Here is an 18,786-nt window from a genome sequence, read left to right on the forward strand (position 1 = left end):
CGGTTCCATGACCGCGGTGACCGGTGATCCCGTGCTGCCCGGGTTCCGGCCCGGCCCGTCCGTCTGCCAAGTGAGAGCGGACGACGGATTTCGCTGCTCTTCAGTCCTTCCGTGATTTCTACCCTGGAGGCACAGTCATGGCTTCGCATGCCATTTCCCCACCCGCCGCCCGCCGGAAGTTCGGCGGTCTGCTGATAGCGCTGATCGTCGGCGTCCTCGGTGCGGTCGCCGCACCGGTCGCGCCGCCGACCGCACACGCCGCCGAGAGTGCGGCCGAGAGCACACTCGGCGCCGCGGCGGCGCAGAGCGGCCGCTACTTCGGCACCGCCATCGCCTCGGGCAGGCTGGGCGACTCGGCGTACACGACGATCGCGAACCGCGAGTTCAACTCGGTGACGGCCGAGAACGAGATGAAGATCGACGCCACCGAGCCCCAGCGGGGCCAGTTCAACTTCACCGCCGGTGACCGCGTCTACAACTGGGCGGTGCAGAACGGCAAGCAGGTGCGCGGCCACACCCTGGCCTGGCACTCCCAGCAGCCCGGCTGGATGCAGAGCCTCAGCGGCAGCAACCTGCGCCAGGCGATGATCGGCCACATCAACGGCGTGATGTCCCACTACAAGGGCAAGATCGCCCAGTGGGACGTCGTGAACGAGGCCTTCGCCGACGGCAGTTCGGGAGCCCGGCGCGACTCCAACCTGCAGCGCACCGGCAACGACTGGATCGAGGTCGCCTTCCGCACCGCGCGCGCCGCGGACCCGGCCGCCAAGCTCTGCTACAACGACTACAACGTCGAGAACTGGACCTGGGCCAAGACGCAGGCCATGTACGCCATGGTCAAGGACTTCAAGCAGCGCGGCGTGCCGATCGACTGCGTCGGTTTCCAGTCGCACTTCAACAGCGACAGCCCCTACAACAGCAACTTCCGCACCACCCTGCAGAACTTCGCCGCCCTCGGCGTCGACGTGGCCATCACCGAACTCGACATCCAGGGCGCCTCGGGCACGACCTACGCCAACGTGACCAACGACTGCCTGGCCGTCGCTCGCTGCCTCGGCATCACCGTCTGGGGTGTACGCGACAGCGACTCCTGGCGGCCGGAGCACTCGCCGCTGCTGTTCAACGGCGACGGCAGCAAGAAGCCCGCCTACACCGCCGTCCTCAACGCACTCAACGGCGGCTCCACTACTCCCCCTGGGGATTCCGGACAGATCAAGGGCGTCGCTTCGGGCCGCTGCCTGGACGTGCCCGGCGCCGGCACCACTGACGGCACCCAGCTCCAGCTGTGGGACTGCCACAACAGCACCAACCAGCAGTGGACCTACACCGCCGCGGGCGAGCTCAAGGTCTACGGCAACAAGTGCCTGGACGCCGCCGGCACCGGCAACGGCACCAAAGTCCAGATCTACAGCTGCTGGGGCGGCGACAACCAGAAATGGCGCCTCAACTCCGACGGATCCATCGTCGGCGTCCAGTCCGGCCTCTGCCTCGACGCCGCCGCGAGCGGCACCGCCAACGGCACCCTGATCCAGCTCTACTCCTGCTCGAACGGCAGCAACCAACGCTGGACCCGCACCTGATGGCGCCTGCCACCAACGAAAGCGTGAATCGATGAAGACCTACGGTGCGGCTTCCCCCGCCCCTCTACGAAGACATCGCTGGTGGTCCCGGGTCGCCGCTGTGGTGGCCGCGGCCCTCGCGATCGGCCTGCTCGGCGCGGTCAATCCGACCCCCGCCGAGGCGGCGACGGTGGACACCAACGCCTGGTACGTCCTGGTCAATCGCAACAGCGGCAAGGCGCTGGACGTCCATGACGCGTCCACCGCCGACGGCTCGCGGGTCACCCAGCGGACGCGCAGCGACGGAACCAGCCAGCAGTGGCAGTTCGTGGACTCCGGCGGTGGCTTCTACCGGCTCAAGGCCCGGCATTCGAGCAAGGTCCTCGACGTGGCCGGCGCCTCGACCGCCGACGGTGCCGCGATCCAGCAGTGGGCCGACCACAACGGGGCCAACCAGCAGTTCCGCCTGGCCGACTCCGACGCGGGCCACGTCCGGCTGATCAACCGCAGCAGCGGCAAGGCGGTGGAGGTGCAGGGCGCCTCCACCACCGACGGCCGCAACGTCGTCCAGTACCGCGACTGGGAGGGCGCCAACCAGCAATGGCAGCTGGTCAAGCTGTCGTCCGGTGGTGGCGGCGGATGCGGCAGCGCCCCGACTCTGGCGAGCGGTACGCACACGATTCAGAGCAGCGGTAAGAGCCGCAGCTTCACCCTCAGGGTTCCCGCCAATTACGACAACAGCCACCGCTACCGGCTGATCTTCGCGTTCCACTGGCGCGGCGGAACCGCCGGAGACGTCGCCTCGGGCGGCACGAGCGGGAGCGCCTGGTCCTACTACGGCCAACAGGAGCAGTCGAACAACAGCGCGATCCTCGTCGCCCCCCAGGGCCTCGGCAACGGCTGGGCCAATTCGGGCGGTGAGGACGTCACCTTCGTCGACGACATGATCCGGCGTATCGAGGGCGGCCTCTGCGTCAACCCGGCACAGCGTTTCGCCACGGGATTCAGCTGGGGCGGCGGTATGAGCTACGCACTCGCCTGCACCCGGGCGAACGTCTTCAGGGCCGTCGCGGTCATCGCCGGCGGCCAGATCAGCGGGTGCAGCGGCGGCACCCAGCCCATCGCCTACTTCGGAATCCACGGCATCAGCGACAACGTCCTCACCATCGGGCAAGGACGTTCCCTGCGCGACAAGTTCGTCGCCAACAACGGCTGCACTGCCCAGAACCCGCGCGAGCCCGCCCCGGGCAGCCGGACGCACATCACCACCACCTACTCGGGCTGCCGTGCCGGGTACCCGGTCCAATGGGCAGCGTTCGACGGAGGCCACATACCCGGCCCGGTCGACGGCTCCCCCAACGAAAGCGGCATCACCACCTGGACCAAGGCAGAGATCTGGAGGTTCTTCGCACAGTTCCAGTGACACGCCCGCGCCATGGAGTGGAGCCAGGATGATCCTGGCTCCACTCCGTCAACTTCTGTTTCAGATATTTCAGGGCGCAGGGCGATGGCCGCAGTTCGAGCCATGGCAGCCGGCGGTGGCCATTGCACCGCAGCTCAGCTACGCCGAGCTGGTGACCCCGGCGATGATGCAGGCCATGCTCGGCTGCACCTCGCCTTACTCCAGCCGGCCGAAACGGCGGGCGGCCCACAGCAGCACGCCCGCGCCCAAGAAAGCGAGGACCACGATCTCCACCGCGGCCGGGACCGGCCAGTCGCCCCAGCGCACTTCGGCGGCCGCGGGACCCCCGGGGACGTACTGCGCGATGCTGCGCCGCAGCACGTCGACGGCGTACGCGAGGGGGTTGACGGCGGTCAACTGGGCGAGCCAGCCCGGCAGGGCGGTCAGCGGGAAGAACGCCCCGGAGAGGAAGAGCAACGGCATCAGGGCCAGGCTGAGCAGGATGTGGAAGGACTCCACGCTGCGGATACCGAGGGCCAGCGCCGCCGCCAGCACCGTGAGGACGAACGACGTCAGCACCATCATGGCGAGCAACGTCAGGAGCAGCACGGGGTGATAGGGCAGTCCGACGACGCCCGCGGTGGCCAGCAGGACCGCGCCCTGGACGGTGGCCTCCGCGGTCCCGCCCAGGCAGCTTCCGCAGAGCAGCGTGGAGCGGCGTACGGGGGCCATCAGGGTCTCTCGGAGGTAGCCGCTCTCCCGGTCGGAGATCAGGCGCATGCCGACCGTCACCGCCGGGGTCTGCACGGTCATCACCAGCACGCCGGGGAAGAGATAGACGCGGTAGTCGCCGCCAACGGCCGTCGCGGGCACCAGGGCTGCCAAGCCTCCCCCGAGGAGAAGCAGGAACAGCAGGGGCTGCACCAGCATCAGCACCGTCTGCGCGGGCTGGGCGAGCATGCGCAGCAGATCCCGCAGCACGAGGGCATGCACGGCACGCAGTTCCCGTACCAGCGGGGATGCGGCTTCGGAGGCGGGAGGTGTCGCGGCCGCCGGCGGTACTGAGCGTTCCGCGGGGGCCGTCACCGGCAGTCCCCGGCACCGGGCGTGTCATGACCGTCGCCGGAGGCCGTGTCGGCGTGGCCGGGTGGGGGGCCGGTGTGGGTGATGAGGCGGCCGGTGTGGTGGAAGAAGACGTCGTCCAAGGTGGGTTCCGTGAGGGTGATGGCGTGCACGCGGATGTCCCGGGCGGCCAGGGCCGCGCACAGCCGGGGAACCTGTTGTGCGCCCGCCGCCACGGCGACGGTCAGGCCGCTCGGCCCTGTGGCCGGCCGCAGGGCGAGATCCTGCCTCAGGACGACCGCCGCCGCGGCGTCGTCGGCGGTGCGTACACGTACATGGTCGTCGCCGATCGCGGCCTTCAGCGCTGCCGGGGTGCCGTGGGCGACGACACGGCCCCGGTCGAGGATGGCGAGGCGGTCGCAGTGCTCGGCCTCGTCCAGGTAGTGCGTGGTGACGAAGACGGTGGTGCGCCGGTCGGCGCGGAGCCGCGCCAGATGGTCCCAGACCTGGACGCGGGCGTGCGGATCGAGGCCGACGGTGGGTTCGTCGAGGAAAAGCACGCCGGGTTCGTGGAGCAGAGCGCGGGCGATCTCCAGGCGACGGCGCAGCCCTCCGGAGAGTGTCCGTACGCGGTCCCGGCGGCGATCGGTCAGGCCCGTCAGTTCCAGGAGTGCCGCGCTGCGGGTATGGGCGCGGGCACGGGAAAGGCCGTACAGCCGCGCGTGCAGATACAGGTTGCGTTCCGCGCTGAGGTCCGGGTCGACGGCGCTGTGCTGGAACAGCAGGCCGACGCCGCGCCGCACCTGCTGCGGCTGCGTACGGATGTCGGCTCCGGCCACGCGCGCGTGCCCGGAGGTGGGGCGGGCCAGGGCGCAGAGCATCGCGATGGTGGTGGTCTTGCCCGCGCCGTTGGGCCCGAGGAAGGCGAACGTCTCCCCGGCCCGTACGTGGAGGTCGACCCCGCGGACCGCCTCGGTGCCGGGATAGTGCTTGGACAGGTCATGGGCGCAGATCGCGTACGGACCCGGGTCACCGGCGTGGCAGCCGGTGCGGTCGGCGCCGGTCACCGCTCCGTCTCCGGTGGGCGGTCGGCGTGCGGCGGCATGCCATTCGGGGCCCCGGGGTTCATGTGGTTGCTCTCTTTTGACGTGGCACGCTCCACCCCGCAAGCTGGAAGAGGAAGGGAAAAAACACCCTATATGCCGTTTGTCGTCGTCGCGGCGACGACCCGGGAGCAGGAGGAAGGTGAGCCATGATGCGCCTGCGTTACACACCTCCGAAGGTCGTCCGGATCGGACGGGTGGAGAAGCTGACTGGGCAACTGCGTCGGGGCGTTCCCGACTTGCTCGGCCACGGCAACATCATCTGACCGATCTCAGTACAGGGCGGAGCCTGCCCGGCTCCGCCCATGTCATGGGGCGAGTTCAGGAGCGCGATGGCCGACCAGCACCTCACGGAGTTCCCCGGGTGTTCCGGGCGGATCACCGCCGGTACGGGCACCGTGGACCACATTTACACACCCTTCGACGCCCGGCAGGCCAACCGCCGTCCCGGCAACCGTGTTTGCCAGTGGACTCCGGCGGGCACCGCCCCCGCGGCAGCCGTCCCGCAGCCAGTACCCAACGCCGTCCTCGCCCTCGCCGGCCCCTTGCCGTGCGAGCTGACGCCGGGTCTGGCAGAGCGGGTGATCCGGGACGTCGAGCGCGGGCACTACGCCGTACTCCGGCAACTGCCCCCCGAACTCGCCGGTGCCGTCGTGACGCCCCGGCGAGTCGTCCTCTTCCGCGGTGTGTGCAGCGCCGACCAGCTCTTCTTCCGTACATCGGAGGGCCTCACGGAGTGGTCGAGCGACCCACGCGATCTGCTCGACGGCCCACCGGAGTTCGACCGCGAAACATTGTGGCGGGCCTGCCGTGGCGAGGACGTCTTCGTCTTCCCGGGCATGGACCGGCTGCCTCCCGGAGGGCTCGCTGTCGCGGACGGCTCGTCCGCGCGCGCCGAGACCTATGACGGCATCAGCGCGTTGCCCCTGCCGCAGCGCACCCCGCTGCACCGGTACGCCGACCTCGCTTACGAACTGCTGCTGGAGGAGACCCGCCCCTACGCGTCCGCCGGCCGCATCGGTGTCCTGCTCTCCGGAGGCGTCGATTCGGCCGTCGTGCTGGCCGGACTCGCCGACCACGGGGCCGATGTGACCGCGTATCACATGCACAGCCCCGACCCCCTCGCCGATGAGCTGCCACGCGCGCGTGAGGTGTGCCGTGCGCTGTCGGTCCCGCTGGTGACAGTGGACCCGCCCGGTGAGGACGAGTCCTACTTCCCCGTCGGGCACGACCACCCACTGCCCTTCAACCATGTCTGGTTCCGCCGCCTCGACCTGACGGCCCGCCGGATCGCCGAAGACGGGGTGCGCACGGTACTCAGTGGCCTGGACGGGGATATCGTCTTCGGACCGCTGCGCTATGGCCTGTACGACGTCGCCGTCGCGGGCGTGCCGTGGCGCGAACGGTGGGCCATGGTCAACGGCCTGCTCAGTTCCCGCTGGGAGCTGAGTCGGATCGTTCGCAGTGTCCGCCCCGGCCACTCGCTCTACGACGACCCCGAAGCGACCGAGGAGACCGAGCGCGCGAGTGACTTCCTCGTCCCGGTCCCCGGCGCCGGTGCCGAACGCTACGAACCGGACTCCGCCGCCCAGGAACACACCCTGAACCTGACGGTCTGGAGGCCCTACGGCATCCACTGCGCCAAGCCCTGGGGCGGCCGGGAGCTGCGCCGACTTGCAGCCCGGCTCCCGAACGCCTACCGGGTGATCCCCTACGCCGGCCGGACCATCGACAAGCCCGTGCTGCGTCTCGCCGCCGCCCGCCGGGGTGTTCCCTCCCTCGTGTGGCGGCACTACGGGCGGGACTGGCTCGGTGCGCCGGACGAGACGTGGTGCCTGCGCCATCCGGACGCCGTCGCGGACGTACTCGGCGGTCCCGACGCACGACTGCCCGCCTTGGGCGTCGTCGATCCGCGCCGCCTGGCCGCGGTCATCACCGACCCGCGCGCGTTGCGACGCAACGCGGAGAACCTGCTGTGCACGGCCATGGTCGAGTTGTTCCTGCGCGACCTGGCGCACAAGCTCACTCCGGTCCCCAGGGAGTGAACGCCCCGCGCCCATGGACCGATGGGCGGGTGCCGTGGCCCGTACCCCGCGAGAGGAGACCGAAATGCCGCTGATTCACCTGGCAGAGCAGACAGTCTTTGACCCCGCCGACGGCACGGGAGTCCTCCTGGACACCGCCGAAGGCGTCTACTTCGAGCTGAACCCCACAGCGACCCTCATGCTGGCGGCGGCCCTGCACTGCGAGACGTACGACGAGGCCGTCCGCGACCTCACCGCACGCATCGACGCCGCCGACGGCGAACTGCGGGAGGGCATACGGTCGCTCGCCGCCCAGCTCTCCGAGAGCGGTCTCACCGAGCGCGGTCTCACAGACCCGGGCGGCAATCAACCAAGGGTTGGGCCATGAGGTCCGCGGCGACCGCGGGCTGGGCCTTCCTGCTCTGGGGCGACGACGCGGCCGGGCCCGTGCCCCATACGCCCCTCACGGCGCGGCTGGCCGCCGCCACGCACACGGCACGCGCGTTGCGGACCCTGAGAAAGCGCGGCTGGGGAGTGGCGCAGTCCCATCTGAGGGAACTGCAACTCCCCCAGGGCGCCCACCGCGACCTGCCGGAGGCCACAGCGATCCGCCTCGCCCGCCGCGAACTGCCCCGCTGCCAGCTCGTGGTGCGGCTACTGGACCCCGACGCGCTCTGCCTGTCCAGGTCGTTCGCACTGGCTGTCCACCTGTCGGCACTCGGCCTTCCGGCCGAGACTGTCATCGCCCGGCAGCGTTCGTCGATCGGCGCACGGTTCGCCTTCCACTCCTGGACGGAACTGCACGGTGAGGTCCTCAACGACGTCCCGGCCGTCCAGAGCGGCCATACGGTACTCCACCGGGTAAGGTGCGCCGCCCTCGTGTGACCCGCTCCCTCGCTGCTTCGTGCGGCGTGGCATGCAGGAGCCGGAGGGTCTACGTCCTGCCCGCCGCGTCCCAGTCTCAGGAAGTCGGCCAGGGCGCGGCGCTGCTCGCGAGAGTTTTCGGGCGGCTGCGCCCCTGCATCCCGGGACAGCCGAGGGCCTCTAGGTCAGCGGGGGCGCCCGGTACGCGGGCACAGCAGAGCCGTGGCTGGTCGCAGCAGGTGAGACTTAGCGCTCTACTTGGCCCTTTAGCGCCGTACTTGTCCATCCGCGCTGCCAGCCAGGCGCAGAGCCTGGCGTGCTGGAGTGAGCTGGCGACCCCCTCTCACCTTTGAGTGTGAGGGGGTCGCCGTATCGTCAGGAGGGGCGCGTTGCTCCAGGTCCGGCTCGTGATCAGCCGAGATCCATGTCGCCGAGATTGGAAGAGTTGTTGGTGACGCGGGTGAAGTTGTCGACCATGGTGCCGGGTCCCCAGGTCTGCTTGCTGATGACGACGTTGTCGTCGTCCGGGCCCGCGGCGTAACCCACTAGTTACCATGAGTGACAGTCAAGTGCGGAGAGTTATGGTCTCGGGCGTGGCAAGCCTCCCCCAAGCGCCATCTCCAAGCCGATCCGCCTCGCCGCCGCATCACTACAACTGCGCCGCAGAACGCCGTCGACGAGCTCAACAACCTCGGTACCGCAACAGGCTGCCAACGACCGTCGCCGCCCCACCTCAGAGTCCCCCTTCAGTTGGCCAAACGGGCCAACTGAAGCGCTCAGTCACACCTGCTGCCCTCATCCGTGTGTGCGGAGAATGCGGTAAAGCCTCAGGCCGTGGCCGAGGTGCCGCTGCGCACGCGAACGAGGAGCTCGCGGTCGCGGGGCCCGTCGTACTCGGTGAGCATGATGGACTGCCACGTTCCCAGGTAGAGCGCGCCGTCGGTGACTGGGATGGTGAGCTCGGGGTGGGTGACGAGCCACGCACGGGCGTGTGTGTGGCCGTTGGGGCGGTCACCGTGCGTTGCCCGGATGGTCTCGCTGCGCTGCTTGTCGTGTGCGTAGTACTGAATGCTGGTGTTCGGTATGAGCCGTTCCAACGCGTCGTTGATGTCCGACGCCAGCAGGTCTTCGTACTTGTTGATGATCAGGCCGCACGTTGTGTGTGCGCAGTAGATGTGCACGTCCCCTTCGGTGACCTTCGCTTCTTGGACGAGCTGCCGCACCCAGGGTGTGAGATCAACGACGGTTTGCGCCGCTTCAATGGTGACCGCGAGCCGCGCCGACAACGCGATCGAGCCTTCATTTGGAACCTTGCGCGATGCTATCTCCACGCGTGTGCCTGATGCGGTCGTCATGTTGCCTCCAGGTAGGTAGAGCACGGTGGTGCTTGTCCATGAGGCGGTGCAGGGCGCGCAGGTACGTACTCAGCATGCCGGGCGCCCTTCACGGGGTCAGGGGGGCGCGTGGCGGCGCACAACGGCACGCGGGCGCACCTGTGCCGCGTCAACGCCTGCAGCGCGCGTCCGAACGGAATGCCTCGCGCGGTGAGCTCACCGTTGACCGCGTCGCTTCCCTGCGGGTCACCTAGATGTCCTGTGCCAAATAGGTGTGGGCACACCGAGTTTGTGGCCTGCGGTGCTCACACTTGCGTGGCACGACGCAGGGGCAGGTGTCCCGCTGAAGTGTGGGCAGGCCGCGCTGGCCCGTGGGTGTGGTCCGGGCAGCGTCAGCGTATTGGGTGGCGGCCCAGGAGGTGAACGAGGTGAAGGCCCTCTTCGTGGGATGAGCCGGGTTCGGCGGTGTAGACGGTGAGGGTGAGGCCGGATTCTGTGGCCGTCTCCAGCCCCCTCGTAAGCGAGGGTGAGGTCACCGACAGCGTTGGCCAGCGGCATCCACGATCAACGCCTGTTCATCTCACCCCGACTCGACCTCGTCGTCGTGCACTTCGGCTCCCAGGTCATGTCGCCTGCAGTGCCCCCTGCCCCACTCATGCAGGCATTCCTCCAGAGCCGTGTGGATGCCGGCAGCAACTGCCGTTCGGCGAGCTCGTCGTGGATGGCGTTTGACGCAGTAATGCGCATCACTGTCATAAGGGAGTCGAACCGCAGCGAGGCGGGCGGCAGAGCGCGGCCGTCCCGCCAGCGCAGACGCCCGTCCACCACCTGTGAAACACACGGAGGCGAAGCCGACCCATCGCCGCCGATCTCCACGTTCCGTCGGCTGGTCAGCGGTGGGGCTGGCGTCGTGTGGCGTGGATGGAACCGAGCAGATTGAGGGACTGGGCGCTGGGGCTGCCTGGTTCGGCGTGATAGATGACGAGCTGCTGGCCAGGCGCATCGCGTACGTCGAATGCCTGGTAGGTGAGGGTGAGGGGGCCGACGTCCGGGTGGAGGAAGTGTTTGGCGTCCTGGGTCTTGCCGCGCACGGTGTGGGAGTTCCACAGGCTAGTGAAGTCCGCGCTGTGCTCAGTGAGGGTGCGGACGAGTTCGCGCAGCCGTGGGTTGTCCGGGGCGAATCCGGTTGCCTCGCGCAGGTTGGCGACGGTGGCCTGTGCTGCCCGGTCCCAGTCCGTGTAGAAGGTGCGGCCCGCAGGATCGAGGAAGGTCATGCGGGCCAGGTTGTCCGCCGGTTCGAACGGGGCGTAGAGGGCATCGGCCAGGGCGTTGATGGCGAGAAGGTCCAGGGTCCGGCTCATGACGAACGCTGGAGTGTTCGGGTAGCCGTCCATCAGCTGTCGCAGCGCCGGGCTGACCCGCTCGGCGGCGTGGACGGCGAGCCGGTCGTCCGACGTGGCCCCGGCCAGCCGGTACAGGTGCGCGCGGGCGTCCGCGTCGAGGCGCAGCGCGCGGCTGAGCGCGTCGATCACCTGGGGTGAGGGGTTGCGCTCGCGGCCCTGTTCCAGGCGGGTGTAGTAGTCGGCGTTCACTCCGGCCAGGACGGCGACCTCCTCGCGGCGCAGTCCGGCGACTCTGCGGGCCCCGTAGCTCGCCATGCCGACGTCCTGCGGCTGCAGACCGGCGCGGCGTGTGCGCAGGAAATCTCCCAGGTGATTGTCGTCCATGTCTTCAGGCTAGGCGGCGGTCCGGTGTGCTGCCTGGGTGTGCCACACCCAGGCAGCACGCGTCCTGGTTGGTGGCCGCTGACCTGCCCAGACTCGGTGGAGCGGGAAGGACCGCACCATTCGAGGAAAGGAGTTCGCCATGGCCGGGCCCGTTGAGGGCGACCACGTCGACGTGGTCGGGATGTGGGTGACCGCGGATGGTCACATCCGTCAGGAGCTGCTGCCGGACGGCCGCTACGACGAAGCCCGCGGCGAGCGGCGCAGCGCGTACACCGGCCGGTACACGGTGACCGGCAGCCGCCTGGATTACGTCGACGACACCGGGTTCACCGCCACGGGCGACATCCGGGACGGAGTGCTCTATCACGAGCACCTCGTGCTCCGCCGGGAGCGGAAGTCGTCGTAGAGGAGGCCGGGCCGCGGCGCCTGGTCACCGGAAGGCGAAGCCGCCGTCGGCGGACCCATGAGTCCCCACACACCAGTCAACCAGCATCAACGAGAAGCAAGGACGATACCCATGACAGGACAACGACTTGACGGCAAGGTCGCGCTGATCACGGGCGCGACTGGCGGCCTCGGCACAGCGACCGCCGAGCTCTTCGCCAGCGAAGGCGCCCGGCTGGTGATCACCGATGTCGCCGAAGGCCCCCTGCGGGACCTGGCCCACCGGATCGAGGCACGTGGTGCGGAGGTCGTCGCTGCCCGCCTCGATGTCTCCTCCGCGCGGGAGTGGGACGAAGTGATCACCGTCGTACGCGACCGGTTCGGCACGCTGGACGTGCTCGTGAACCTCGCGGGCATCGTGGACTGGCCAGGTATCGAGGACACACGGGAAGAGGCGTGGGACCGCGTCATTGACGTGAACCAGAAAGGTACATGGCTCGGCATGAAGGCGGCGATGCCGCTCCTGCGTGCGAGCGGCAACGCGTCGGTGATCAATACGTCGTCAGTACTCGGCCTGGTGGGAAGCGGTGCGGCTGCGGCCTATCAGGCGTCCAAGGGGGCCGTGCGCCTGTTGAGCAAGACGGCCGCGGTCGAGTACGCCCGGCAGGGAGTACGGATCAACTCGGTGCACCCTGGGGTGATCGCCACGCCGATGATCCAGGATCTCCTGGACGACCAAGGCGACCAGCAGCCGGACATCCAACGCACCCCCATGCGCCGAGCCGGCCGCGCCGACGAGGTCGCCCCCGCGATCCTTTTCCTGGCCTGCGACGACTCCTCGTTCGTCACCGGCGCGGAGCTGGTGGTCGACGGCGGGCTCACCGCGCACTGAACAATCCCGCCGTACGACGTCCACGTGGGCCTGCCGTGGATGCCTCAACGGCACGGCCCGCCCGGTCCGCGCACCACCACTGCACAGCACTTCAGGTGTCCTGCACCGACACCTGCACTCACAGTCACCTTCTCCAGGGACCGCACCATGACACCTGCAACCACATCCGCATCCGCATCCGCATCCGCATCCACCGAGTTCGCTGGGAAGATCGCCCTCGTTACTGGAGCCGCGCGAGGGGTGGGCCGGGAGACCGTGGCGCTCCTCCACGCCCGCGGCGCCCAGGTCGTCGCCCTCGACCTCCGCTCCGACGTCACGAACCTGGCGGAGGAGTTTCCCGGCGTCGTCGCGACAAACGGTGACATCACCCAGGAGGAGACCGCCCACCGCGCGGTGGCAACGGCCCTGGACGCCTTCGGCGGCCTTGACATCCTTGTGAACAATGCCGGGCGCACCCAGAACAAGCCCGTCACCGAAACCACGGCCGAGGACTGGGACACCGTGATGGCGGTCAACGCCCGCGGCTCCTTCTTCCTGGCCCGCGAGGCATTCCGGGCCATGAAGAGCCGCGCCGGCGGCGCCATCGTCAGCACCGGCTCGTACGCCTCCACCGTCGCCCTGCCCGAAGGCGCCGCCTACAGTGCGTCGAAGGGCGCTCTGGCCCAACTGACCAAGGTGCTCGCCGTGGAGGGCGGCCCGCTGGGCATCCGCGCGAACCTCGTGGCCGCGGGCGTCATCGAGACGGACTTCCTCGACACGATCCGCCCCGACAGCCGCGCCTACCTGGCGTCCTTCTCCGCCGCGCAGCCACTGGGACGTGTGGCGCAGCCTGAGGAGATCGCCGAGGTCCTGTGCTTCCTTGTCTCGCCCCGCTCCAGTTTCGTCACGGGGGCCGTGGTCGCCGCTGACGGCGGTTTCACCGCGATCTAACGGCGCATCAGGCAGCACACATCTGGCGACCACGGCCCCCAGGCCCCGGTCGTCGGCACCTTCCACCGAATGATGCAATCGGAAGGTGCCCGAGTCGCGCAGCGCCATAGTCAGGTGCCTGACCGCAGCCGCTGGCTCCAGCACTCCACGACGGGGACCACCACCGGCGGTATCGCGGACAGTTCTGCGCTATCGCGTCTGCGCAGCCGACCGATCGGCCGTATCCGCCGCTGCGCGGGGGCGGGGCACGGCTGCGGCGGCTGGCGCCAGGTCGAGGCGCTTGTCCATATCAAGGCGGAAGGTGCCGTACGGGTTCACGTTGGACCAGGACAGCGCGGTCAACTTCGCCGAGGCGACCGCCCCGACCTGCTGCTTCATCGACCAGCGTCCGGGTCAGGGACACGGCGCAGTGGGCACCTGGATGGATGAACTCGGTTCCGAGTGCGGGGAATGGCCCTTGCTGACCGCGTACCTGGAGATGATCGCGCACGTAATGGAGACCGGCGAGGCCCTGGACAACCACGTCCCCCGCATCGATCCGCCGGGAGACCTGTCCTGGCGCGCCCGAGTGACCGAACCGCCACCCGCCGCGGGCACGCATCCGGGGCGACAGCTGGTGCTGTGACCGCATAGGTTCGCCGGGACGCCGGGACGCCGGGACGGCGGGTCGGCGGGTGGAGCGGTTGGTTGGGCGGTGACGTTCGTTCCGACCGCTGGATGTGTGGTGGCCGAGCCTGTGCGGGTCCGCCGACTGACCGTTCACGAAGGGCAGAGGTCTGTCGGCGACGTACTTCAGGCCGCAGAGCGCGTCAAACGTCCCGAGGGCTGTCCGTCGCCGACGCCGTGTCGTCGGTGCTGAGGCCGGCGGCGTGCCTGGCGGACAGTTCAGGCGGGGTCTTCCCTGCGGCGAGGTGCTCCAGTACCTCTGCGAGTTCCCGGCAGGCACTCCGCACCGATCGTCGGGTGGCACGCTGTTCAGCGACCATGGCAGACAACAAGAGCGCCGTCAGCGCGGTGGCACCGTTGAACGCCTGAAGTTTGGTCATGACCTCGATGGGCGACAGGTGGAGGAAGGCCCCTTGCTGCCTATTTGCCTCGAATGTGGTCAGCACCGAAGCGAACAACGCGCACAACATGCTCCCTGCCAGCTGGAAGCGCAAAGCCACCCAGATGAGCAGCGGGAAGACGAGGAAAAGCAGGCTCAATTCGCCGACCACAGCCACAGGCACGACGATCAAGGCCGCAAGGCCCAGGAACAGCATCTCCTTCCAGCGCCTCAGTTGCAGTGGTCCAGCGGCGCCCAACAGCACGAGCAGGAGCGGAGTGACCAGCAGGACACCCATCGCATCGCCCACCCACCAGGCCAGCCACACGGACCAGAACTGCCCTGTCCCCAGTCCACCGGTCAGCACCTGCAGCCCGACCCCCGCCGTAGCACTGATCAGCATGGCTCCGAGCCCGCCGATGAAAACCAGGGCAAGGCCATCCCGCAGACGTGAGATTCCGACCCGGAAACCAGCCCGTCGCAGCATCAGATAGGCGCAGAGCGGGGCGATGGTGTTGCCCGCCACGGTGACCAGTGTGGTGAGCTGAGGGGTGGTGAGGGACGCGATGATGAGGAAGGAACCAACAGCGATCCCGGGCCAGACCGCCACGCCGTAGACAAACAGTGCGGCGACGGCGACGCCGGTGGGCGGCCAAATGGGTGTGACGATCACTCCTTCGACGGTGAGTCGACCGTGCAGGCCCAGACGCCCGGACACGTAATAGCAGGCAGCCACGGCCAGCGCCTTGAGGACTATCTCCGAGGACTGCCGGAACCGCCGAGTCACCAACACAGAGCCATCAGACACCGACCGGCGCGCTTCGGCCATGCGAAGGCCCTGCCCATGTCCGAGCGCGTCCGCAGTCTTCGGGCGTCTTCCCCCCTCGCCTCAGTCCACGGGCGTGCGGTGGGGGGGCACCACTACAGGGCGCCGGCGTCGTGGCCGACGACGAGGACGGCGGCATCGTCCTCATGCCCCACCGTGTCCGCCAGCCGCATTACACCGCCTACAAGAGCGTTGATGCCCAGCCCGGCAGCGGTAGTGATCTCGGCGAGGCGCATCACCCGCCGCAGGCCGTCATCGAGGCTCAGTGACGGCCCTTCCACCACTCCGTCGGTCAGCAGCACGACGACACCATCCGTGGTGAGACGGCGGCACACCACGGGGTACTCGGCGCCTTCGAGCACGCCGAGCGGGGGGCCGCACTCACCTTCGTCGATACCAGACCGGCCGTCGGCCGTGGCCCAGATGTGGGGGATGTGGCCGGCCCGAGCGCACTCCAAGGCGCCGGTGGCCGGATCAAGCCGGAGAAAACTACACGTCGCGAAGAGGTCCGCGCCCAGGGCGACCAGGAGATCGTTGGTACGCATGAGCAGTTCCCCTGGGTCGCCCGTGACGGAGGCCAGCGCACGCAAGGCCACACGGACCTGCCCCATGAACGCGGCGGCCTTGATGTTGTGCCCCTGCACGTCACCGATGGACAGGCCGATACGGCCGTCGGGCATCGTGAAGGCGTCGTACCAGTCTCCCCCGACGTTGAGCCCGTGATTGGCGGGCATGTAGCCCACGGCCAGCCGGACGCCAGGAGGCTGCGGAAGATCATGAGGCAGCATGCCGCGCTGCAGCGCCACTGCCAGCTCAACCCGGGAGCGCTGCATCTCAGCGAGCTCCCGAGCCCGGGCAGTCAGCGCCCCGAGCCTGGCGAGCAGCTCGTCACTGTCGTCGGCCGCCTGCGTACGGAACATTGATCGCCCCGGTTCCGCGAGAGCACCCCGCGTCAGTTCAGCTGGTCTCCGCCACATGCACCACTGGCACAACCTCGCGCTCAAGTCTGCCCGCAAAGGGCGACCATCGCACCCTGTCACGCCTCCCCCGAAAATCCATACGGCTCCCTGAGCGAGCGGCGTGCCACCAGATCGTCACGGCCCGGCCGTGGTGACCGGTGCCGCTGTTCCTGCGCAGCGGCATCCTGTTGATGCTCCTGCCCCGGCAGACGCGCTACGCCGCCCCGGCCGAGCCGAGCGGCGGGGGATCGCCCATGCGCTGCGCACCGTCGCCGACCTCATCCAAGCCGCCGACGGCATCTTGTGGGCACGCCGGCGACTGTGCGGAGCTGTGCCGCGCGGCAGGTGATGCCATGGCCACCAGGCCTGTCGCCCTCAGGGACACACCCGCGTCACCAGGGCGGGCAGCGCCTCCCCGAGGGGCAACTCGACTCGCTGGGTGGCCCAACGGTCACCTCGGGTCGGGCCCTGATTGACGATCAGGACCGGCGTGCCGGAATCCGCCGCCTGGCGCACGAAACGCAGCCCGGACATGACGGTGAGGGAGGAGCCGAGCACCAGCAGGACGGCAGCCTCCTCGACAAGGTGTCGGCACGCCGCAACCCGCTCGAGGGGCACATTCTCTCCGAAGAAAACGACGTCAGGCTTGAGGACCCCGTCGCCACAGGCCGAACACGCCACCACCCGGAACTCGCGCACCGCCTCCTCGGGCAGTTCGACGTCACCGTCCGGATTGACCCGCGCCGCACGGTAACGCTCGGCGGCAGCCTCGAACCCCGGATTGACTTCACGCAGCCGTTGGTCGAGCTCCGAACGGGCGCTGCCTTGCCCACAGGCCAGGCATACCACCCTGCTTAGGCTTCCATGGAGTTCGATGACATCCCGGGCCCCGGCGGATTGCTGCAGCCCGTCGACGTTCTGTGTGATCACACCGGTGACCAGACCTGCTTCGGCCAAGGCGGTCACGGCCCGATGACCGGCGTTCGGACGGGCGCGCGTCATGGCCCGCCACCCCAGCTGACTGCGAGCCCAATACCGCCGCCTGGCCTGCTCGGCGCCGACGAACTCCTGGTACGTCATGGGAGTGTGCCGACGCAGGGAGCCGTGCTCGCCACGGTAGTCCGGGATGCCGGACTCGGTGGACAGCCCGGCCCCGCTCAGTACCGCGACCCCGCCTCCGCGCACCGCCTCGACGACGGCCGTGAGGTCGGTCAGGGCCGGGGGCAAGCCGCCAGTGGGCTCCCAGGTCAGCGTGGGGCGTGTCCGCATGACTGCCAGCCTACGTTTCGGACGCCCGCGTACGGCGATCACACGGACATCAGCGCGAATCCCACCAGGCCGCTGATGCGCGCTGTGGAACTGTTGGCGTTCAATCCAGCATCGACAGGGGCGGGTCTCCGATTTCCGACTGGACGTCAGCGCAGTGGACGGTGACAACGAAATGGGAGGCAACGTGGGATCTGTGGTGCACGGCAGCGGGGGGCACGCGTACACCTCGGGTTCCTGCCACAGTGCCCTGGACGGGCCCGCTCCGGCGGACCGCCGGCTCGTCAGTTCCTATGGCGAGGCACGCCGGTTCCTGGTCGACCCGCGGAACAGCCGCGCCCGTCTGTTGCAAGTACCGTCCGGACCGGCTTCCGCGATGTCGGTGACGGAGATGGACCCACCGCAACACACGCGCATCCGTACCCTGGTGAGCTCCGCCTTCTCTGCCCGCGCGATCACGCGGCGCGTTCCGATGCTGCAACGGCGTGCGCATGCTCTGACCGAACGCATGCGCAGGTCGGGGGCCAACTGTGACGTGATGACCGAATTCTGTATCCCCTTCGCCTACGCGACGCACTGCGACGTGCTCGGAGTACCGGAACAAGTGCGAGGGGAGCTGTACCGCTGGTCGTGTGCGAGATCGGCTGGCCCCGACACGAGCGGACCGCAGCTGTATCGGGCGGAGACGGGTCTACATCGCGCTGTGAGCGACCTGCTTCTCTCTTCCCGTCGCCTTGGCGGACTTTTGGGGGAATTGGCCGAAGCTCACAAAGGTGGTGCTGTGAGCGGGCAGGAGCTGACGGGGTTGGCCGCCTCTTTGTTCTTTGACGGGCACATCCTGGCTTCGAATCAGCTGGCCAACGCGCTGCTTTGCCTTTTTGTCCACCCCAGCCACCTGGCCCGCCTGCTGGCCGACCCTGCGCTGCTGGACGCGACGGTCGAGGAGACGCTGCGCTACAGCCCGTCCATCACCATAGGCATGACTCGATTGACACATACCGGGTCCCGTGCCGCGGTGGCCTTCGGCACAGCGAACCGAGACCCGCACGTGTTCAACGAGCCCGACCGCTTCATCCCCCTGCGCGCCGCACCCCACCATCTGTCCTTCGGACGGGGCCCTCACCACTGCCTCGGCGCCGAGCTCGTCCGCGCAGAACTTCGCACGGCGCTGACTGTCCTGTTCAACCGCCTACCGGGTCTTCGGCTGGCTGCTGCCGACGACGCCGTGACCTGGAGTGCCAGTGCCACGGTCCGCGGCCCCCAGAAGTTGCCCGTCAAATGGGACCACACGACCGGCGCCCAACGCCTCGGCTCTCGGCGCGTTAAGAGGCCGCGCAGATGGGCGTGAGTGAATGAGCGACGAGTCGGGTGCCTTCTGGAACCGCGCCGAGATGGAGAATGACAAGATT

19 protein-coding genes and 2 pseudogenes are annotated in these 18,786 nt (G+C 68.8%); 12 read left to right on the plus strand and 9 right to left on the minus strand.

Translation table 11 applies throughout. The features are described from left to right. Nucleotides 1-137 precede the first annotated feature (137 nt). From E5671_RS03545 to E5671_RS47695, 3 genes and pseudogenes are all read left to right on the plus strand, one after another. Entirely contained in the window at nucleotides 138-1,580 is a 1,443-nt protein-coding gene (locus E5671_RS03545; RefSeq protein ID WP_160502390.1) for an endo-1,4-beta-xylanase, read from the plus strand. Nucleotides 1,581-1,680: 100 nt separating this feature from the next. Then, nucleotides 1,681-2,982: an RICIN domain-containing protein gene (locus E5671_RS03550; RefSeq protein ID WP_160509963.1), complete on the plus strand. Its 1,302-nt coding sequence runs from the start codon at nucleotides 1,681-1,683 to the stop codon at nucleotides 2,980-2,982. Between the two features lie 88 nt (nucleotides 2,983-3,070). Further along, a pseudogene (locus tag E5671_RS47695) lies at nucleotides 3,071-3,175 on the plus strand (IS982 family transposase); the annotation flags it as partial. Between the two features lie 2 nt (nucleotides 3,176-3,177). Here E5671_RS47695 and E5671_RS03555 read toward each other — a convergent pair. Together E5671_RS03555 and E5671_RS03560 are read right to left on the minus strand one after the other, a co-directional pair. Beyond that, nucleotides 3,178-4,047 (minus strand): ABC transporter permease, encoded by an 870-nt coding sequence (locus E5671_RS03555; RefSeq protein ID WP_336605650.1) that lies wholly within the window; start codon nucleotides 4,045-4,047, stop codon nucleotides 3,178-3,180. Beyond that, nucleotides 4,044-5,090, minus strand: a complete 1,047-nt coding sequence (locus tag E5671_RS03560; protein ID WP_160502391.1) for an ATP-binding cassette domain-containing protein — start codon at nucleotides 5,088-5,090, stop codon at nucleotides 4,044-4,046. The genes E5671_RS03555 and E5671_RS03560 overlap by 4 nt, the downstream gene beginning before the upstream one ends. A gap of 188 nt (nucleotides 5,091-5,278) precedes the next feature. Between E5671_RS03560 and E5671_RS47700 the strand changes: the two genes are divergently transcribed. The 4 genes from E5671_RS47700 (at nucleotide 5,279) to E5671_RS03580 (ending at nucleotide 8,035) form a co-directional block, all read left to right on the plus strand. Next, nucleotides 5,279-5,392, plus strand: coding sequence for a lasso RiPP family leader peptide-containing protein (locus E5671_RS47700; protein ID WP_443032774.1), 114 nt, complete (start codon nucleotides 5,279-5,281; stop codon nucleotides 5,390-5,392). 66 nt (nucleotides 5,393-5,458) lie between these two features. Then, complete coding sequence (locus tag E5671_RS03570; RefSeq protein ID WP_160502393.1) at nucleotides 5,459-7,171, plus strand: asparagine synthase-related protein; 1,713 nt, start codon at nucleotides 5,459-5,461, stop codon at nucleotides 7,169-7,171. Between the two features lie 64 nt (nucleotides 7,172-7,235). Further along, nucleotides 7,236-7,538 carry a PqqD family peptide modification chaperone gene (locus E5671_RS03575; protein WP_160502394.1) on the plus strand — a complete coding sequence of 101 codons (303 nt, stop codon included), beginning with the start codon at nucleotides 7,236-7,238 and terminating at the stop codon, nucleotides 7,536-7,538. Continuing rightward, the gene (locus tag E5671_RS03580; RefSeq protein ID WP_160502395.1) at nucleotides 7,535-8,035 is read left to right on the plus strand and encodes a lasso peptide biosynthesis protein; all 501 of its coding nucleotides are present in this window, start codon (nucleotides 7,535-7,537) and stop codon (nucleotides 8,033-8,035) included. The genes E5671_RS03575 and E5671_RS03580 overlap by 4 nt, the downstream gene beginning before the upstream one ends. Nucleotides 8,036-8,425: 390 nt before the next feature. Here E5671_RS03580 and E5671_RS46905 read toward each other — a convergent pair whose 3' ends face one another. The 4 genes and pseudogenes from E5671_RS46905 to E5671_RS03595 form a co-directional block, all read right to left on the minus strand. Next, nucleotides 8,426-8,560 (minus strand): hypothetical protein, encoded by a 135-nt coding sequence (locus E5671_RS46905; protein ID WP_272902814.1) that lies wholly within the window; start codon nucleotides 8,558-8,560, stop codon nucleotides 8,426-8,428. A 281-nt stretch (nucleotides 8,561-8,841) separates the two neighbouring features. Continuing rightward, nucleotides 8,842-9,369, minus strand: a complete 528-nt coding sequence (locus E5671_RS03585; protein ID WP_160502396.1) for a secondary thiamine-phosphate synthase enzyme YjbQ — start codon at nucleotides 9,367-9,369, stop codon at nucleotides 8,842-8,844. A 346-nt stretch (nucleotides 9,370-9,715) separates the two neighbouring features. Beyond that, a pseudogene (locus tag E5671_RS46000) lies at nucleotides 9,716-9,894 on the minus strand (MmyB family transcriptional regulator); the annotation flags it as partial. 344 nt (nucleotides 9,895-10,238) lie between these two features. Further along, on the minus strand, nucleotides 10,239-11,075 hold the full coding sequence (locus E5671_RS03595) for a helix-turn-helix transcriptional regulator (RefSeq protein WP_160502397.1): 837 nt from the start codon (nucleotides 11,073-11,075) through the stop codon (nucleotides 10,239-10,241). A 139-nt stretch (nucleotides 11,076-11,214) separates the two neighbouring features. Between E5671_RS03595 and E5671_RS03600 the strand changes: the two genes are divergently transcribed. From E5671_RS03600 to E5671_RS03615, 4 genes are all read left to right on the plus strand, one after another. Next, entirely contained in the window at nucleotides 11,215-11,481 is a 267-nt protein-coding gene (locus tag E5671_RS03600; protein WP_160502398.1) for an Atu4866 domain-containing protein, read from the plus strand. A 111-nt stretch (nucleotides 11,482-11,592) separates the two neighbouring features. Continuing rightward, complete coding sequence (locus tag E5671_RS03605) at nucleotides 11,593-12,351, plus strand: SDR family NAD(P)-dependent oxidoreductase (protein WP_160502399.1); 759 nt, start codon at nucleotides 11,593-11,595, stop codon at nucleotides 12,349-12,351. Between the two features lie 147 nt (nucleotides 12,352-12,498). Then, nucleotides 12,499-13,281 (plus strand): SDR family NAD(P)-dependent oxidoreductase, encoded by a 783-nt coding sequence (locus E5671_RS03610; RefSeq protein ID WP_160502400.1) that lies wholly within the window; start codon nucleotides 12,499-12,501, stop codon nucleotides 13,279-13,281. Nucleotides 13,282-13,561: 280 nt separating this feature from the next. Continuing rightward, nucleotides 13,562-13,906, plus strand: coding sequence for a hypothetical protein (locus tag E5671_RS03615; RefSeq protein WP_160502401.1), 345 nt, complete (start codon nucleotides 13,562-13,564; stop codon nucleotides 13,904-13,906). A 184-nt stretch (nucleotides 13,907-14,090) separates the two neighbouring features. On the opposite strand, the gene E5671_RS03620 is transcribed toward E5671_RS03615, so the two are convergent. The 3 genes from E5671_RS03620 to E5671_RS03630 all read right to left on the minus strand — a co-directional run bounded on the left by E5671_RS03620 (nucleotide 14,091) and on the right by E5671_RS03630 (nucleotide 17,380). Continuing rightward, nucleotides 14,091-15,155 (minus strand): MASE1 domain-containing protein, encoded by a 1,065-nt coding sequence (locus tag E5671_RS03620; protein WP_160502402.1) that lies wholly within the window; start codon nucleotides 15,153-15,155, stop codon nucleotides 14,091-14,093. Nucleotides 15,156-15,247: 92 nt separating this feature from the next. Then, the gene (locus E5671_RS03625) at nucleotides 15,248-16,072 is read right to left on the minus strand and encodes a PP2C family protein-serine/threonine phosphatase (RefSeq protein ID WP_160502403.1); all 825 of its coding nucleotides are present in this window, start codon (nucleotides 16,070-16,072) and stop codon (nucleotides 15,248-15,250) included. A 414-nt stretch (nucleotides 16,073-16,486) separates the two neighbouring features. Beyond that, entirely contained in the window at nucleotides 16,487-17,380 is an 894-nt protein-coding gene (locus tag E5671_RS03630) for an NAD-dependent protein deacetylase (RefSeq protein ID WP_160502404.1), read from the minus strand. Between the two features lie 778 nt (nucleotides 17,381-18,158). On the opposite strand from E5671_RS03630, the gene E5671_RS46910 reads away from it, so the two are divergent. Continuing rightward, on the plus strand, nucleotides 18,159-18,725 hold the full coding sequence (locus E5671_RS46910) for a cytochrome P450 (RefSeq protein ID WP_160502405.1): 567 nt from the start codon (nucleotides 18,159-18,161) through the stop codon (nucleotides 18,723-18,725). Nucleotides 18,726-18,786: the final 61 nt, after the last annotated feature.

This window comes from Streptomyces sp. BA2, assembly GCF_009769735.1.
Lineage (GTDB): Bacteria > Actinomycetota > Actinomycetes > Streptomycetales > Streptomycetaceae > Streptomyces.

Bases quoted from the DNA above. Each gene is read 5' to 3' on its own strand.
- E5671_RS03545 (WP_160502390.1), top strand. From the start codon at position 138: ATGGCTTCGCATGCCATTTCCCCACCCGCCGCCCGCCGGAAGTTCGGC.
- E5671_RS47700 (WP_443032774.1), top strand. From the start codon at position 5,279: ATGCGCCTGCGTTACACACCTCCGAAGGTCGTCCGGATCGGACGGGTG.
- E5671_RS03570 (WP_160502393.1), top strand. From the start codon at position 5,459: ATGGCCGACCAGCACCTCACGGAGTTCCCCGGGTGTTCCGGGCGGATC.
- E5671_RS03575 (WP_160502394.1), top strand. From the start codon at position 7,236: ATGCCGCTGATTCACCTGGCAGAGCAGACAGTCTTTGACCCCGCCGAC.
- E5671_RS03580 (WP_160502395.1), top strand. From the start codon at position 7,535: ATGAGGTCCGCGGCGACCGCGGGCTGGGCCTTCCTGCTCTGGGGCGAC.
- E5671_RS03585 (WP_160502396.1), bottom strand. From the start codon at position 9,369: ATGACGACCGCATCAGGCACACGCGTGGAGATAGCATCGCGCAAGGTT.
- E5671_RS03595 (WP_160502397.1), bottom strand. From the start codon at position 11,075: ATGGACGACAATCACCTGGGAGATTTCCTGCGCACACGCCGCGCCGGT.
- E5671_RS03600 (WP_160502398.1), top strand. From the start codon at position 11,215: ATGGCCGGGCCCGTTGAGGGCGACCACGTCGACGTGGTCGGGATGTGG.
- E5671_RS03605 (WP_160502399.1), top strand. From the start codon at position 11,593: ATGACAGGACAACGACTTGACGGCAAGGTCGCGCTGATCACGGGCGCG.
- E5671_RS03610 (WP_160502400.1), top strand. From the start codon at position 12,499: ATGACACCTGCAACCACATCCGCATCCGCATCCGCATCCGCATCCACC.
- E5671_RS03620 (WP_160502402.1), bottom strand. From the start codon at position 15,155: ATGGCCGAAGCGCGCCGGTCGGTGTCTGATGGCTCTGTGTTGGTGACT.
- E5671_RS03625 (WP_160502403.1), bottom strand. From the start codon at position 16,072: ATGTTCCGTACGCAGGCGGCCGACGACAGTGACGAGCTGCTCGCCAGG.
- E5671_RS03630 (WP_160502404.1), bottom strand. From the start codon at position 17,380: ATGCGGACACGCCCCACGCTGACCTGGGAGCCCACTGGCGGCTTGCCC.